Raw genomic sequence first — 15197 nt, 5'->3', positions numbered from 1 at the left:
TCTATCGATCCTTGGGGTCAAGGGCGTCGCGCAGGCCGTCACCGATATAGGTGAGGCACAGCAACAGGGTGACCAGCACGGTGGCTGGCGCCAGCAACATCCAGGGCAGCACTTCGGCCACCGGCGCACCGGCGGAAATCAGCGTCCCCAGCGACGTCTGTGGCTCCTGCACGCCCAGACCCAGATAAGAGAGGAAACTCTCGGCAATGATGATCTCGGGGATGGTCAGCGTGGCGTAGATTACCACCGGGCCCGTCAGGTTCGGCACGATGTGCCTTGTGATGATGGTCCAGGGCTTGGCACCGCCGGCGCGGGCCGCTTCTACGAATTCGCGTTCCTTGATCGACAGCGTCTGACCCCGCACGATGCGGGCCATGGTCAGCCATTCGATCGCCCCGATACCGACAAACAGCAGCACCGGATTGCGCCCGAACATCACCACCAGAATGATCACGAACAGGATGTAGGGCAGCGCGTACATCACGTCGACAAAACGCATCATCAGCGCATCGACCCGGCCGCCGAGATACCCTGCAACCGCGCCATAAATAATGCCGATCACCACCGACACAACGGTTGCGACCGCGGCCACGATCAGGCTCATCTGCGTGCCCTGCAGCACGCGCGCCAGCATGTCGCGACCATTCTGGTCGGTGCCGAAATAATGGGCCTTGTCGAAATTGGGCGGCTTGCGAATGGCGGTCCAGTCGACCTCCGAATAGCTCCACGGCACGAAATGGGGGCCGATAAAGGCCGCCAGAATGATGAAGATCACGATGGCGATCGAGATCACCGCCGCCTTGTTGCGGGCCAGACGCCGCAGCGCGTCCTGGGTCAGCGAACGCCCCTTGGGCGCGTCCAGCGTTTCCAGCTTCTGCGCGTATTGGCTGAGGACTTCGTCCTTACCTGTAATGCCGGCCATCAGCGGTACCTCACCTTGGGATCGAGCCAGGCATAGACCAGGTCAACCAGCAGATTGAGCGCGAGGATGATGAACATGTAGAGGATCGTCGTTCCCAGCACGATGCCGTAGTCGCGGTTAAGCGCTGCGGTGACGAAATATTTGCCGATCCCGGGCAGACCGAAAATCTGCTCCACGGCCAGCGAGCCGGTCAGCAGATAGCTCAGCCCCGGCCCCAGATAGGACACAACCGGCAACAGCGCCGGCTTGATCGCATGCCGCGCCAGCACCAGCCGCTGTCCCAGACCCTTGGAGCGCGCCGTGCGCACATAATTGGTACCCAGCACCTCGATCATTGAGCCGCGCATCAACCGCGAAATACGCGCGGCATGGGGCCAAGCCAGCACGGTCACCGGCAAGACCAGATGCCACACCGAGCCATTGACCCAACCACCCGCTGGCAGCCATCCCAGATAAACGCCGAACCACAATTGCAGAATGGCGGCCATCAGGAAGTTCGGCACCACAACGCCCAGCATCACAGCCAGCACCAGCACATAGTCTGGCCACTTGTTCTGGTTCACCGCGGCAACCATGCCCGCGACGACACCAATGGCGGTCGCAATCACAAAAGCCGTCATCGCCATGGTCAGCGTGAATGGAAAGCCAATGGCGATCAGCTGGCTCACATTGAAGCCATCAATGGCCATGGACGGGCCCAGATCGCCATGCAGCAGGCGCCAGAGATAGATGAAATACTGCGTGATCAGTGGCTGATCGAGATTGTAGTGAGCCCGCAGATTGGCCAGCACGGTCGGCGGCAAGGCGCGCTCGCCGTCAAAGGGGCCACCCGGTGCCAGGCGCAGCACGAAAAAACAGACAGTCACGGCGATCAGTGCAATCGGGATCGCCGAAAGCACGCGCCGCAGGGCATAACCCAGCATGATGCAAAAACCTTTTGTAGTCCGGGCGCAGCGTCCACGGCGCGCTCACCGGCAAAAAGAGATCGTGGGAGCCGCAGCCCCCACGATCAAAGCGTCGTCCTGGCCTATTCGGCCTTGGTCAGCCAACGGGTGCGGTGCACGTCCTTGGCATTGTCTTCAAAGCCAGAGATCTTTGGCGAGATGACATTCTTGGACACGTACCAGTAGATCGGGATCGCACCGAATTCGTCCATGGCGATGGTTTCTGCCTCGTGCAGCATACCGGCGCGCTTGGCCAGATCCTGTTCGCTGGTGGCGGCATCAAGCAGCGCGTCGAACTCTGGGTTCGAGTAGCGGCCGTAATTGTTGCCCCAGTTCATGGTGTCGCCCTGCATCGTGCCGGTCTTGAGCAGATCCAGAGTGTTCGAAGCGTCCGAGTAGTCGAGCAGCCAGCCGGCGCGGCCGACCTGGAAGTCACCGGCGCGCAGTGCGTCGTAGTGCACGGCGGTTTCGGAGTTGAACAGCTCAACCTTCACACCGATTGGCTCCCACATGGCGGCAATCGCCACGGCGATGCGCTGGTGGTTGTCATTGGTATTGTAACGCAGCTGCAGGGTCAGCGGATTATCAGCCGAGTAGCCGGCTTCAGCCATCAGCTCGGAAGCCTTGGCAACGCGCTCTTCATAGGGCATTTCGGCCCATGCTGGCATATAGGCGTCGCCTTCATAGTTGGCGGTGCCATCTGGAACCCAGCCATAGGCTGGCAGTTCGCCAGTGCCCAGGATATCGGGCCCGATCACGTCACGCAGGATCGAGATCGACAGCGCTTCACGAACGCGAACGTCCTTGAGGGCTTCGTTTTCCTGGTTCAGCACGTAGTAATACACGCCCAGGAATGGCTCGACATGTGCTTCGCCGGGCAGATTGTCCTGGATCCACTGATACTGGTCAGCCGGGAAGTCGGTCAGGATGTCGAACTCACCCGCACGGTAGCGGTTCAGCGCAGCAGCCTGATCTTCGAGCACGTGGTAGTACACTTCGTCGATCTGCACATTGGCAGCGTCGTAATAGTCATCGTTCTTGACCGAGTGGACATAGGAGCCCGGCAGCCATTCGGTGATCTTGTACGGGCCGTTGGCCACGATGTGCTCCATCGAGGTCCAGGCATCGCCGAACTCGTCGACCAGATGCTTTGGCACAGGATAGGCGGTGTAGTGAGTCAGGGCCTGCAGGAAGAACGGCGTCGCCGCTTCCAGCGTGATTTCGACTGTCTTGTCGTCGAGTGCCTTGACGCCCAGCTCGCTGAAATCAGTGATCTCGCCCGAGTTGATGCCAGCAGCATTCTTGATTGGGTACTGCAGGTAGGCGTATTCCGACGCGGTTGCGGGATCCATCAGGCGCTGAAACGCGAAGACGAAGTCTTCAGCAGTCACAGGCTCGCCATCGGTCCAGGTAATGCCCTCGCGCAGGTGGAACGTGTAAACGGTGCCGTCTTCCGAGATTTCCCAGCTTTCAGCCTGGCCCGGAATGGCGTCGGCCTTGGCATCCTCAGTCACCAGACCTTCAATGTAGTCACCAACGATGCGGTTTTCCCAGTCGCCGGAAACCTTGTGCGGATCGAGCGAACCCGGATCGGCACCATTGTGCATCTGCAGCGTCACGGCCGAAGCGGCAGTGCTCATCATCAGCGCCATGGCGCCGGCGGTCGCTACCGCTGTCAGGGTTTGAGTGATTTTCATGCGCGTTCCATCTCCTTGTGGAATTCCTGAAAACATCTTCTCTCCGCGATCATATCGCCGCGGATTTGAATAGCCTTGTGGCCAGCAGGCCAAGAGCCTGCCGGGCAAGATTGTTGGACGGTATTACGCAAATCCGTCCACTGACAAGTAAAAGATTGACCTAAACGTCAAGGCACCAGCATTTGTTAACATGCTGCGCGCCGGGGAAAACCCGGCACGCCATTGCGCTCAAATCGCAATTTGCAGAAAATTTGCCTAGCCGCCCAGCAGACCGGACTGCTGCACGCCATAAATTACCAGCGCCAGCGCGATCAGCCCGGCAAATGGCGCCCAGCTGGGAAGCTCGGGCTTTTTGCCTGGCGGCTTGGGCTCGGGCTTCTTTTCGATCTTGCGGAATTTGACGACGTTATCGCTCATGCCGCACTTTCTACCAGAGCCGTCACGCCTTGCCCACCAGCAGTACACACTGAAATCAGCGCCCGCTTGCCCGGCTCAGTGCTCAGCAATTTGGCGGTGACGCCCAGAATACGCGCGCCGGTCGCCGCAAAGGGATGGCCATAGGCCAGGCTTGAGCCCTTCACATTGATCTTGGCCGGATCGATTGGTCCCAGCACGGTGTCACGCCCCAGAACGTCCTTGCAGTAGGCCGGATCATTCCAGGCTGCCAGCGTCGAGAGCACCTGGGCGGCGAACGCCTCATGCAGCTCGAAATAGTCGATATCGTCAAAGCTCAGCTTTGCCCGCGCCAGCAACTCGCTGACTGCAATGGTCGGCGCCATCAACAGGCCCTCGCCATGGGCAAAATCATTGCCGGCAACGCGGCCCATCGTCAGATAGGCTAGGATAGGCAGGCCCCGTTCCTTGGCCCACTCTTCACTGGCCAGCAGCACGGCAGAGGCGCCATCTGTCAGCGGCGTCGAATTGCCGGCCGTCAGCGTGCCATTGCCGCTGGATTTGTCAAAGGCCGGCTTGAGCGTCGACATCTTTTCCATATTGGCATCGGCACGCACATTGTTGTCGCGCACCAGCCCGGCGCACTGCACCAGCAGGTCGTCGTGGAAGCCCTCATCATAGGACTTGGCGGCATTGCGATGGCTGGCCACCGCCAGCTCGTCCTGTGCCTGGCGGGTAATGCCCCACTCCTTGGCCATCAGTTCGCAATGCTGACCCATCGACATGCCCGTGCGCGGTTCGTTGACCGAGGGCGCGACCGGCTTGAGCTCACCAAACGAAAACCCTTTGAACGCACCGAACTTGTCGCCGGTCGAACGGGCCTTGCTCAGATCAATCATGCGGTGCTGGAACTTGTTGCCAAACACGATTGGGCTGTCGCTGACCGTGTCCGAACCCGCAGCAATGCCATTGTCGATTTCGCCGCTGGCGATCTTGGCACCCAGCATCAACGCTGCCTGCAGGCTCGTGCCACAGGCAATCTGCAGCGTCGTGCCCGGCGTGCGCGGTGACAGCCCGGCATCCAGCGCCGCTTCGCGGGCGATATTGAAATCGCGGCTGTGGGCGATCACCGAGCCTGCCACCACTTCGTCGATCTTCTGGCCCTTGAGGCCAAACTTGTCGACCAGCCCACCCAGAACGGTACCCAGCATGCTCAGATTGGTTTCGTCGGCATAGGCCGTGTTGCCGCGCGCAAATGGAATGCGCGCCGAACCCACGATTGCGACTTTGCGAAGTTCAGCCATTTCTATGCCTTCCCGTCTTTGCGTGCCTTGATCGGCCCACCCAGGAACGGCGCGAAACCGGTTCCCATAATCACACCGATATCGGCCAAACCGTCATTGGCGACGTCACCTTCAGCCACCACCACTTCGGTCATGTCGACCAGCGGCTTGACCAGTTCACGACCCAGTCCGGCCAGATCGGCATGGCTGGGCACGTCGCCCTTTTGCGCCTTGCCGTCTTCCCATTTGTAAAATCCTTCGCCGGTCTTGCGACCCAGCTTGCCGGCCTTGACCAGCGTATCGAAATTGCTGCCTTCGGGCACGGCATGGCCAAGCTCTGTGGCAACCGACTTGCCGACATCCAGACCAACGGTATCCATCAGCTCGATCGGGCCCATCGGCATGCCGAACGCCACTGCGGCGGCGTCGAGCAATTCCTTGCTCTCGCCCTTTTCCACCCGTTCGACGGCAGCCAGCATGTAGGGCATCAGCACGCGGTTCACCAGGAACCCCGGTGCCGATTTGACCACCACGGGCGACTTGCCGATCGCCAGCGCAAACGCTGCGCCGCGGCCAATGGCATCATCGGTGTTAAAGGTGGACCGGATCACTTCCACCAGCGGCAACTGCGCCACCGGATTGAAAAAATGCAGGCCGATCAAGCGCTCGGGCTGCTTGAGCTTTTCGGCGATCCGCTCCAGCTCGATCGAGCTGGTATTGGTCGCCAGAATGGCATCAGGCTTGGCCTTGAACTCCAGCTCGCCAAAGATCGACTGCTTGACCTCGAGCTTTTCAACCACCGCTTCGATGATCACATCGGCACGGGCCGCGCCCTTGCCCTCGGGGTCAGCCTCAAAGCGCAGCATGGCCGCGTCGACCTCGCGCTTTTTCTTCAGCCGCTTCTTGAACAGCTTCTTGCCGCGATCCAGCGCCGGCTGAATGCGCGCCATGTCGAGATCCTGCAGCGTCACGCTCATGCCGCGCAGCGCACACCAGGCCGCGATATCGCCGCCCATCACGCCAGCGCCGATCACATGCACGCGGGCAAACTTTGCGCCCTTTATACCCTGCTTTTTGAGCGCCTCGGAGGCGAAGAACACCCGGCGCAGATTGGTCGCGGTATCGCTGCCCATCAGCGGCACGAAGCGCTCGATCTCGCCGTGGCTCATCGCCTGCCAGTTATCGCCATGCTGCTCGAACAGATCGATCAGCGCATAGGGTGCGGGGTAGTGTTCCTTGCGCGCCTTCTTACCAACCTGCTCGCGCATCTTGTTGGCGATATAGCCGCGCAACGGCCCCATCGCCATCACCTTCTTGGCAAAACCGGCCTCACTCGATTCGCGCTTTTGCAGCACGGCCTTGCGCGCTTCCCAGCGCAGCATGTCGCGGTGACGCACCAGCTTGTCGACCAGATTGAACCCGCGCGCTGCACCGGCCCGGATCATCCGCCCGGTCAGCATCAGCTGCATGGCATCAACCGGACCGGCCTGCCGGATCGAGCGACCTGTGCCACCAAAGCCCGGAAAGATGCCCAGATTGACTTCAGGGAAGCCGATCCGCGTCTTGTCGTTATTGACGGCCACTCGGTAGTGACAGGCGAGCGCAAGCTCCAGCCCACCACCCAGACAGAACCCGTGAATACCCGCAACCATCGGCACCTTCAGCGCTTCGATCCGGCTGAACAGCGCATGGGTGCGTTGCAGCGCGCCCGGCAGCACCGAAAAGTCGCTCATCGCGTCAAATTCGCTGACATCGGCACCAGCAATGAAGCCGCTATCCTTGCCGCTGAGCAGGATCACACCCACCAGCTCGCCACTCTTGGCCAGTTCTTCAAACCGGACCACCAGCGTTTCAAGCTCTTCAATGGCCAGACGGCTCAACGTATTGACCGGCGAATTGGGCGTGTCGATCGTCAGCCAGCCCAGACGTTCCACGTCGATTTCAAAGCGCCAGTTCGTGGTCTCCGGCATGTTCGGCTGGATCATCGTGTCTCCTCAAAATTCCTGGCTCGCGCCATCGCCACCCCGTTCAGGGCGGCACCCGATCTGTGGGCTAACCGGGCGCAGCATCATGCATTTTTGACGCAGCGCCCGTTTCGTTCCATCCCCATAAAGGAGGGGTTGTTGATTGCCAACGCGTGCCGTTACTGCGCTGCCACCTTGTGTTTGGCGTCAGCGGCCAGCTCGTCTGGCGCAAAATCATCCACCTGCACCACGCGGTCGGTCGCTTCGTCGGCCGCCCGCATGATCCCAGCCTCATTGTCGCTCAAGACGCCCGCCGCCACCGCATCATCAACGGCATCACGATCCAGCCGACGCTCGATCACGCCCTTGCGCGCCGCCTTGATGAATTTGGCTTCGATTTCCTCGGCCTCGGTCACCTTGATGAACGCGTCTTCGAGAACGCCCGTCACGTCGGCGGGATCCATCGAGACATACAGCCCCGTGGTCAGACGATCGCGGAACGCGCCGGGGCGCAGCACATCGCGCACAAAGCGATAGTTCATCCGGTCGCTGGCAGGCTTGGCATGGCGACCCAGCGGGAAGCACAGGAAGCGCATGGCATTGGCCACAAAGCCATTGGGGAAATTGGCAAACACTTCGCCAAAGGTCTGCTCCATGGCCGCGATACGGTCAGCCATGATCGCATCGACCAGCGGCTTGTCCTCGGCAATACGACCTTCATCCTCAAACCGGCGCAGCGTGGCCGACATCAGATACAGATCGCCCAGAATGTCGGCCATGCGGCCGCTCAGCTTCTGCTTGCGCTTGAGCTGTCCGCCCAGGATCACTGTGGTCCAGTCAGCGGTCAGCGCAAAGGCCTGCGAATAGCGGTGCAGCTTGCGGTACCAGCCGGCCATTTCCGTTTCGACCGGGGTCGAGGCGAAGGCGCCATTGCTGACCCCGTGCAGGAAGCTGGCCGCGATATTGCGCAGCATGAACTTGGTATGCCCGCCAAACGCGGCATCAAACTGGTCCAGACCCGCCTTCTTGTCGGTATTCTGCGCTGCTTCGATTTCCTTGTAGAGGAACGGATGCGCGCGCAACACGCCTTGCGCAAAGGTCATCAGCGTGCGCGTCAGGATATTGGCGCCTTCCACGGTGATCGCCACAGGCGTCGCCATGTAACCACCAAACAGATAGTTGGTCGGCCCATCCTGGATGGCGCGGCCACCATGGATGTCAAAGCTGTCATCGACACTGTCGCGCATGGCTTCAGTGGTGCGGTATTTCAGCAGCGCCGAAATCACCGCCGGACGCTGGCCTTCATCGACCATCGAGGCGGTCAGCCGGCGCGAGGATTCATAGGTATAGGCGCGCTTGACCATCTCGCCGAGCGGCTCGGCCACGCCTTCCATGATGCCCACGGGAATGCCGAACTGGCGACGGACCCGCGCATAGGCCGAGGTCACGCGCAGCGCCTGCTTGATCGAGGTGGTGCCAATGGCGGGCAGCGAAATGGCGCGACCGGTCGACAGACACTCCATCAGCATGCGCCAGCCCTGGCCGGCATAGTCCGTGCCACCGATCAGAAATTCCATCGGAATGAACACATCGGTGCCGCGGGTCGGACCATTCATGAACGCCTGGCGCGCCGGGAAGTGGCGACGGCCGATTTCCACGCCCTCATGGTCGTGTGGCACCAGCGCCAGGGTGATGCCGATATCCTTGCCCTTGCCGAGCAGATTGTCGGGATCCTTCAGGATAAAGGCCAGGCCCACCAGCGTGGCGACCGGCGCCAGCGTGATGTAGCGCTTGTCCCAGCTCAGGCGAACGCCGAGCACTTCCTTGCCCTGATAGGTCCCCTTGGTGACCGTACCGATATCGCGCATGCCGCCGGCATCGGAACCCGAATGCACACCGGTCAGGGCAAAGCACGGCACTTCAAGGCCCTTGGCCAGACGGCCCAGATATTTTTCCTTCTGCGCGGGCGTGCCGTATTTTTCCAGCAATTCGCCCGGTCCGAGCGAGTTCGGCACCATCACGGTAATACCCGCCGCCACCGAGCGGCTCGAAATCTTGGAAACCACCATGGACTGCGCCTGCGCGCCAAAGCCCAGACCCCCATGCTCCTTGCCGATCAGCATGCCAAGGAAGCCCTTGTCCTTGAAGAACTGCCACACTTCGGGGCTCAGATCAGCGCGGTTATTGCGCGTGTCCCAGTCGTCGATCATGGCGCAGACTTCATTGGTCGGGCCATCTAGGAACGCTTGCTCTTCCGCACTCAGAGTCAGCGGGCGGATGGCATTGAGCTTGGTCCAGTCCGGACGGCCCGAGAACAGCTCGGCGTCCCAGCCGATCGTGCCCGCGTCCAGCGCTTCCTGCTCGGTGCGGCTGACGCGCGGCAGAATGGATTTGACTGCCCCGTAAATGGGCTTGATCAGCAATGGTTTGCGGATGGCTTCAACGCTGAGCGCCAGCATGATGATGCCCGGCAACAGGGCCAGCACCAGGCCGAACCCACCGCCAAAGGCGATGCCGCCATCAAAGTCGAAACGGCCGAACAGGCCGATCACCAGAGCAGCAACACCCCACTGCCATAGCGGGCTTTCCCGCATGGCCAGCACGGCGAAGACAACGAGGCTGATCACGATAAGCGCAAAGATCACGGCATGCCCTCCAAGGCGTTGCTCACGCACGGCGCCGAGCAACTCAATCCCGAAACGTCAGACCAGTCGCCGAATCGTTCGGCTTGGTCATTGGGCCTGCCGCACCGGGATCATAGCGCGCGGCGGTCCTGTTGTTGAGGCCAGTTTAGCAAGGTTTACGTATACGTCAAGCAAGCGTCCAATACGTCGCCCCCACGCCTGCCTGCCGAATACGCCAACGCAGGCCCTGTCTAAAAGTTCGGACAGTCGTTTGACGCTAACGTAAAGCCGTGAAATATTCGTCACAAAGGGCATCAAGCCCACGCCGATTATCGGCAACCGGAGGAAACATGGCACCCAAGGCACCGAAAAACACCGCCACCCATTTGCGTCCCTGGATTGCCAGCTATCCTGAAGGCATCGTCTGGGACGCCGAACTCGACACCCGCCCGGTGCACGAGCAGGTTTTGGCGGCCTGTGCCCGCAATCCCTCCGCCACCGCCCTGGACTTTCTGGGTGGCACCACCTCCTTCGGTGATCTGGCGAAAAAGATCATCGCCTTTGCCGGCGCCCTGCAGCGCCAGTTCGGCGTTAAAAAGGGTAGCCGCGTCGCGCTGATGCTGCCCAACACGCCATTTTACCCCATCGCCTATTATGCCGTGCTGCGAGCCGGCGGCACCGTGGTCAACTGCAACCCGCTCTACACCGTGCACGAACTCAGCCACATCACCGAAAGCGCCGGCGCCGACGTCATGGTGACACTCGATCTGCAGCAGATTTTCGAGAAGGCCGAAAAGCTGGTGCAAGCTGGCCACGTCAAATCTCTGGTGGTCTGCCACTTCCCCGACGCCCTCCCGCTGGTCAAAAAAGTGCTGTTCTCGGTGGTCAAGCGCAAGGATCTGGCCAAGCTCAAGTCCTCGCCCATCGCCGACCGCATCAGTCATTTCCACACCATGGTCGAGCGCGGCGAGCCGCCGACCCCTGTGGTTATCGACGCCCACAACGATATCGCTGTCCAGCAATATACCGGCGGCACCACGGGCCTGCCCAAGGGCGCCCAGCTCACCCACGCCAATATCGCGGCCAATATGAGCCAGATCGACAAATGGGGCTGTGGCTTGTTCTACCCGCCCTCCAAGGTCGTGGCTGTGCTGCCATTCTTCCACATCTTCGCCATGACGGTCTGCATGAACGTGCCGCTGTGCAATGGCACCCAGGTGGTCATGCTGCCCCGTTTCGAGCTCAAGGCGCTGCTCAACCTGTTCGAGCGCACCCGCGCCAATGTGTTGCCCGCCGTGCCCACCCTGCTCAGCGCCATTGCCCGCGCTGATAGTGCCACCGCCGAAAAGCTGGCGAGCCTGGAAGTCGCCATTTCCGGTGGTGCCGCCCTGCCCAACGAAGTGCGCAGCGCCTTTGCCAGGAAGTCCAAGGCCGTACTTGCCGAGGGCTATGGCCTGACTGAAGCCAGTCCGGTGGTTTGCTGTGCCGCCCTGCGTGTTGCGAGCAAACCCATGTCCATCGGCATGCCGCTGCCGGGCACCGACATTCGCTTCGTCAATCTCGAATCCAACCAGCCCGTCGGCATCGGCGAAGATGGCGAACTCCAGGTCAAGGGCGCCCAGGTCATGGTCGCCTATCACAACGAACCCGAAGCCACCGAGCAGGCCTTCATGGATGGCTGGCTGCGCACTGGCGATGTCGGCCACATGGATGATGAGGGCTATGTGTTCCTGGTCGATCGCATCAAGGATCTGATCATCTGCTCGGGCTTCAATGTCTATCCGCGCACCATCGAGGAAGCGCTGATGAACCACGAGGCTGTCGAGGAAACCAACGTGATCGGCGTGCCTGACGAATATCGCGGCGAAGCCCCCATCGCCTACGTCAAGCTGCGCGATGGCAAGGCCGTCACCGAGGCCCAGCTCAAGAATTTCATTTCAGATCGCGTCAGCAAGATCGAAATGCCGCGCGAAATCATCTTCAAGGATGCCTTGCCCAAGACCCTGATCGGCAAGCTGTCCAAGAAGGAACTGCGTGAGGAATATCAGCAGTCGAAGGCTTCATCGTGAACCGCCCCGAGACTGATAATCGCGACCTGTTCGCCATTGCCGATCTGGCCAAGGAATTTGGCATCTCCACCCGGGCTATCCGCTTCTACGAGGCCAAGGGCCTGCTGTCGCCAGAACGCGTCGGCGCTACGCGCATTTTTCGCCGCCGTGACCGCGCCCGGCTCATCCTGATCCTGCGCGGCAAACGGCTGGGCTTTTCCCTGCGCGATATCTCGGACTATCTCAGCCTCTACGATGCCAATCGCAGCCAGCAGGTTCACCTGCTGATCGACAAGGTCGATGAACGCCTCGCCTCGCTTGAACGTCAGCGCGACGACCTGGAAACCACCATTAACGAGCTGCGCGAAATCAGACGGCTCGTTGACGAGCGCCCCGCCAAGGCAGGCTAGCGCTTTCCCTTTACATTCCGCGTCATCGAATCGGGCTTTTTAGGTTTCACCCAGCCCTTGGGCGGCTGACGCACCGGCACCTGCGTGCCCAGCCCCATCGATCCCGGCGGGGGCTGACCAACCGTGACGCTGTCCGGATCGCCTTGCTGCAGCGGCGCCTCGCCCTTGATCCGGGCAATCTCGTTGCGCAGCGCTGTGGCGGTCTCAAAATCCATCGCCTCGGCGGCGTCCGCCATCTGCTTGTTCAGCGCCACCAGGCGCTCGTGAATTGATCGAGATGACATCAAAATCTCCTAACTTGCCGCCACAAACACGGCCATATCCGCCAGCGTCGCTGCTTCACCCGCCGGCTTGTCCCAGCGGATCCGGCTGATGCGCGGAAACCGCAGCGCCACGCCCGACTTGTGCCGCGCACTCTCCTGGGCGCTGTCGAACGCCACTTCGAACACCAGCTCCTTTTTCACCTCGCGTACCGGCCCGTATGAGGCCAGCGTATTGGCGCGGATCCATTTATCGAGCAGCTTGAGTTCCTCATCGGTAAAACCGAAATAAGCCTTGCCGATCGGCACGATCTCATTGCCCTTCCAGACCCCGAATGTGTAGTCGGAATAGAACGAACTGCGCCGCCCATGCCCGCGCTGGGCATACATCAGCACCGCGTCGACAATATTGGGATCGCGCTTCCATTTGTACCAGTGCCCCTTGGGCCGTCCTGGGACATATGGCGCCTGCCGCAGCTTGATCATCACCCCTTCATGGCCATGCTCATCGGCACCCTGTCGCCGTTGCTGCGCCAGATCATCCCAATCGGCAAACGGCAGCACCGCCGACAGGTCCAGCCGCGTCTGGGGATTGGCTGCAAACCACGCCTCCAGCCGCGCTCGCCGCGCGCTCCAGGGCAAGGCCCGCACATCCTCTTCGCCATCAAACAGCATGTCATAGACCCGGATGAAGGCCGGACTGTCCTTGAGGTGCTTGGCGCTGGCGACCTTCTTGTTCAGCCGCTGCTGCAAATCATTGAACGAGCCGGGTTCGAAATCCTTGCCTACCAGCAATTCACCATCCAGCACGGCGCGCCCCTGGGCATTCTCGACAATATCGGGAAACGCCCCGGCAATGTCGTCGCCGGTACGCGAAAAAAGCGACACGCTTTCGCCCATCACCAGTTGCACCCGAATGCCGTCCCATTTCCATTCGGCGGCAAAATCGGCCGGCGCGAACTTGACCAGATCCTTTTCCTCGTCAATCGGATTGCTCAGCATGAGCGGATGAAACCGCGCTGCCTGATCAATTTCCGGGCGCCCGGTCTTACCCTCAAGCCACTCAAATAGCGGCCCATAGGGGACCTTGAGCCCGTGCCAGACTTCTTCAATCGCCTGCAGGTCCACCCCGCTCATTTCCGCCAGTGCGGTCTTGGCCAGCCGCGCCGAAACGCCCACCCGCAAACCGCCCGTCGCCAGCTTCACCAGCGCCCAGCGCTCATTGATTTCCGCCTGCGTCAGCAGCCCGCCAATCAGCTTGGGCAGGTCGCGCTTGGCGGTAGTGTTGAACATCTCGATCAGCGCGGTCAGCGATGGCAATTCACCCGCGCCCCCGTGATGCGGCCAGATCAACGCGATCGTCTCACCCAGATCACCGACATAGTCATAGCTCATGGCAAACAGCGTCGGGTCCACCTCGGCCAGCACGGTTTCCTTGAGCAGGGCAGGCTTCACATTGGCGAAGTTCAATGCACCCGTCAGCACTGCCAGCGCATAGCCACGGTCCGGGTCCGGCGTCTCGGCAAAATACTGGGTCAGCGCCGCCAGCTTGCGGGTGCGCGACGAGGTCAGGGCGAGTAGTTCGAGTAATTGGGAAAACCGCTTCATGCCGCGTCCTCCCCGCCCTCATCCTCAAAGCCCTGCAGGTGCAGGGGCTCGGCGTTCAGGCCCTGGCTTTGACACCAATAGACCAGCGCATCCTCGCGCCCATGCGTCACCCACACGGTCTCGGCCTCGGTTTCGCGTACCGTCTGCTGCAGTTCGCCCCAGTCACAATGGTCCGAAATCACCAGCGGCAATTCCACCAGCGCCTGCCGCGCCCGCTGTTTCACACTCATCCAGCCCGAGGCCTGACACACCACCGGATCGGGAAACCGCCGACTCCAGCGGTCGCGAATTGCTGAAGGCGGCGCGATCACGATCTGCCCCGCCAGTTCCGCCTTGGGCACATCCAGCGCCGGGCGCAGATCGCCCAGCGGCACGCCCAGCTCTTCATAAAGCGCACACAGCTTGAGCATGGCGCCATGCAGATATATTGGCGCGTCATAACCCGCGTCGCGCAGCAGCGCGATCACCCGCTGCGCCTTGCCCAGCGCGTAGCTGCCGACCAGATGACTGCGCTCGGGATTATCCCGCACCGATTTGAGCAGTCGCGCGATCTCGGTCTGCGGCGGCGGATGCTGAAACACTGGCAGGCCAAACGTCGCCTCGGTCACCAGCAGATCGCATTTGACCAGTTCATAGGGTTGCGCCGTGCGCTCGGCCAGCCGCTTGTAATCGCCCGTCACCACCACGCGCTGCCCGGCCTGCTCCACCAGCACCTGCGCCGAGCCCAGAATATGCCCGGCCGGGAACAGCGTGATCGTCACATCATCGATCTTCAGCGGCACGCCGAAATCCAGCGGTTCAAACCGCCGTGCGCAGTCCTCGCCATAGCGCGTCTTCATGATGGCAATCGTGTCTGGCGTCGCCAGCACCGAGCCATGCCCGCTGCGCGCATGGTCCGCATGGCCATGGGTAATGATCGCCCGCTCACGCGGCACGCTGGGGTCGATATAGGCGTCTATCGCCTTGATGTGCAGGTGCCGGTCGAGGATCTGGATTGCCATGTCCCCACCTTAACGTGCCGCGATCAGAACTGGTTCACGACAT

The 15197-nt window shown here is 61.2% G+C and carries 12 protein-coding genes; 2 read left to right on the top strand and 10 right to left on the bottom strand.

The window, feature by feature from the left end:
• Nucleotide 1 precedes the first annotated feature (1 nt).
• The 7 genes from KD146_RS00560 to KD146_RS00530 all read right to left on the bottom strand — a co-directional run bounded on the left by KD146_RS00560 (nucleotide 2) and on the right by KD146_RS00530 (nucleotide 9848).
• Entirely contained in the window at nucleotides 2-922 is a 921-nt protein-coding gene (locus KD146_RS00560) for an ABC transporter permease (RefSeq protein ID WP_212656825.1), read from the bottom strand.
• Complete coding sequence (locus tag KD146_RS00555; RefSeq protein ID WP_212656824.1) at nucleotides 922-1845, bottom strand: ABC transporter permease subunit; 924 nt, start codon at nucleotides 1843-1845, stop codon at nucleotides 922-924. The genes KD146_RS00560 and KD146_RS00555 overlap by 1 nt, the downstream gene beginning before the upstream one ends.
• Nucleotides 1846-1949: 104 nt before the next feature.
• A complete protein-coding gene (locus KD146_RS00550) occupies nucleotides 1950-3563 on the bottom strand; it encodes a peptide ABC transporter substrate-binding protein (protein ID WP_249327542.1) in 1614 nt (537 codons plus the stop codon).
• A 255-nt stretch (nucleotides 3564-3818) separates the two neighbouring features.
• Entirely contained in the window at nucleotides 3819-3980 is a 162-nt protein-coding gene (locus KD146_RS00545) for a hypothetical protein (protein ID WP_212656823.1), read from the bottom strand.
• A complete protein-coding gene (locus tag KD146_RS00540) occupies nucleotides 3977-5260 on the bottom strand; it encodes an acetyl-CoA C-acetyltransferase (RefSeq protein ID WP_212656822.1) in 1284 nt (427 codons plus the stop codon). The genes KD146_RS00545 and KD146_RS00540 overlap by 4 nt, the downstream gene beginning before the upstream one ends.
• 2 nt (nucleotides 5261-5262) lie before the next feature.
• The gene (locus KD146_RS00535; RefSeq protein WP_212656821.1) at nucleotides 5263-7224 is read right to left on the bottom strand and encodes a 3-hydroxyacyl-CoA dehydrogenase NAD-binding domain-containing protein; all 1962 of its coding nucleotides are present in this window, start codon (nucleotides 7222-7224) and stop codon (nucleotides 5263-5265) included.
• A 158-nt stretch (nucleotides 7225-7382) separates the two neighbouring features.
• Nucleotides 7383-9848, bottom strand: a complete 2466-nt coding sequence (locus tag KD146_RS00530; protein WP_212656820.1) for an acyl-CoA dehydrogenase — start codon at nucleotides 9846-9848, stop codon at nucleotides 7383-7385.
• Between the two features lie 329 nt (nucleotides 9849-10177).
• On the opposite strand from KD146_RS00530, the gene KD146_RS00525 reads away from it, so the two are divergent.
• The gene (locus KD146_RS00525; protein ID WP_212656819.1) at nucleotides 10178-11896 is read left to right on the top strand and encodes a long-chain-fatty-acid--CoA ligase; all 1719 of its coding nucleotides are present in this window, start codon (nucleotides 10178-10180) and stop codon (nucleotides 11894-11896) included.
• A complete protein-coding gene (locus tag KD146_RS00520; protein WP_212656818.1) occupies nucleotides 11893-12285 on the top strand; it encodes a MerR family DNA-binding protein in 393 nt (130 codons plus the stop codon). The genes KD146_RS00525 and KD146_RS00520 overlap by 4 nt, the downstream gene beginning before the upstream one ends.
• Here the strand turns inward: KD146_RS00520 and KD146_RS00515 are convergent.
• From KD146_RS00515 to KD146_RS00505, 3 genes are read right to left on the bottom strand one after another with little or no spacing between them, the layout of a single operon-like run.
• Nucleotides 12282-12569 carry a UvrB/UvrC motif-containing protein gene (locus tag KD146_RS00515; RefSeq protein ID WP_212656817.1) on the bottom strand — a complete coding sequence of 96 codons (288 nt, stop codon included), beginning with the start codon at nucleotides 12567-12569 and terminating at the stop codon, nucleotides 12282-12284. The two genes, KD146_RS00520 and KD146_RS00515, sit on opposite strands and share 4 nt — an antisense overlap.
• Before the next feature lie 9 nt (nucleotides 12570-12578).
• Complete coding sequence (locus tag KD146_RS00510) at nucleotides 12579-14153, bottom strand: cisplatin damage response ATP-dependent DNA ligase (RefSeq protein WP_212656816.1); 1575 nt, start codon at nucleotides 14151-14153, stop codon at nucleotides 12579-12581.
• Nucleotides 14150-15154, bottom strand: coding sequence for a ligase-associated DNA damage response exonuclease (locus KD146_RS00505; RefSeq protein ID WP_212656815.1), 1005 nt, complete (start codon nucleotides 15152-15154; stop codon nucleotides 14150-14152). Before KD146_RS00505 ends, KD146_RS00510 begins: the two co-directional genes overlap by 4 nt.
• Between the last annotated feature and the right edge of the window lie 43 nt (nucleotides 15155-15197).

The sequence above is a fragment of the Devosia litorisediminis genome (assembly GCF_018334155.1).
In the GTDB taxonomy this organism is placed as follows: Bacteria; Pseudomonadota; Alphaproteobacteria; order Rhizobiales; family Devosiaceae; genus Devosia; species Devosia litorisediminis.
Note: the sequence above shows the minus strand (reverse complement) of the source record. Positions and strands in the feature narration are given on the sequence as shown.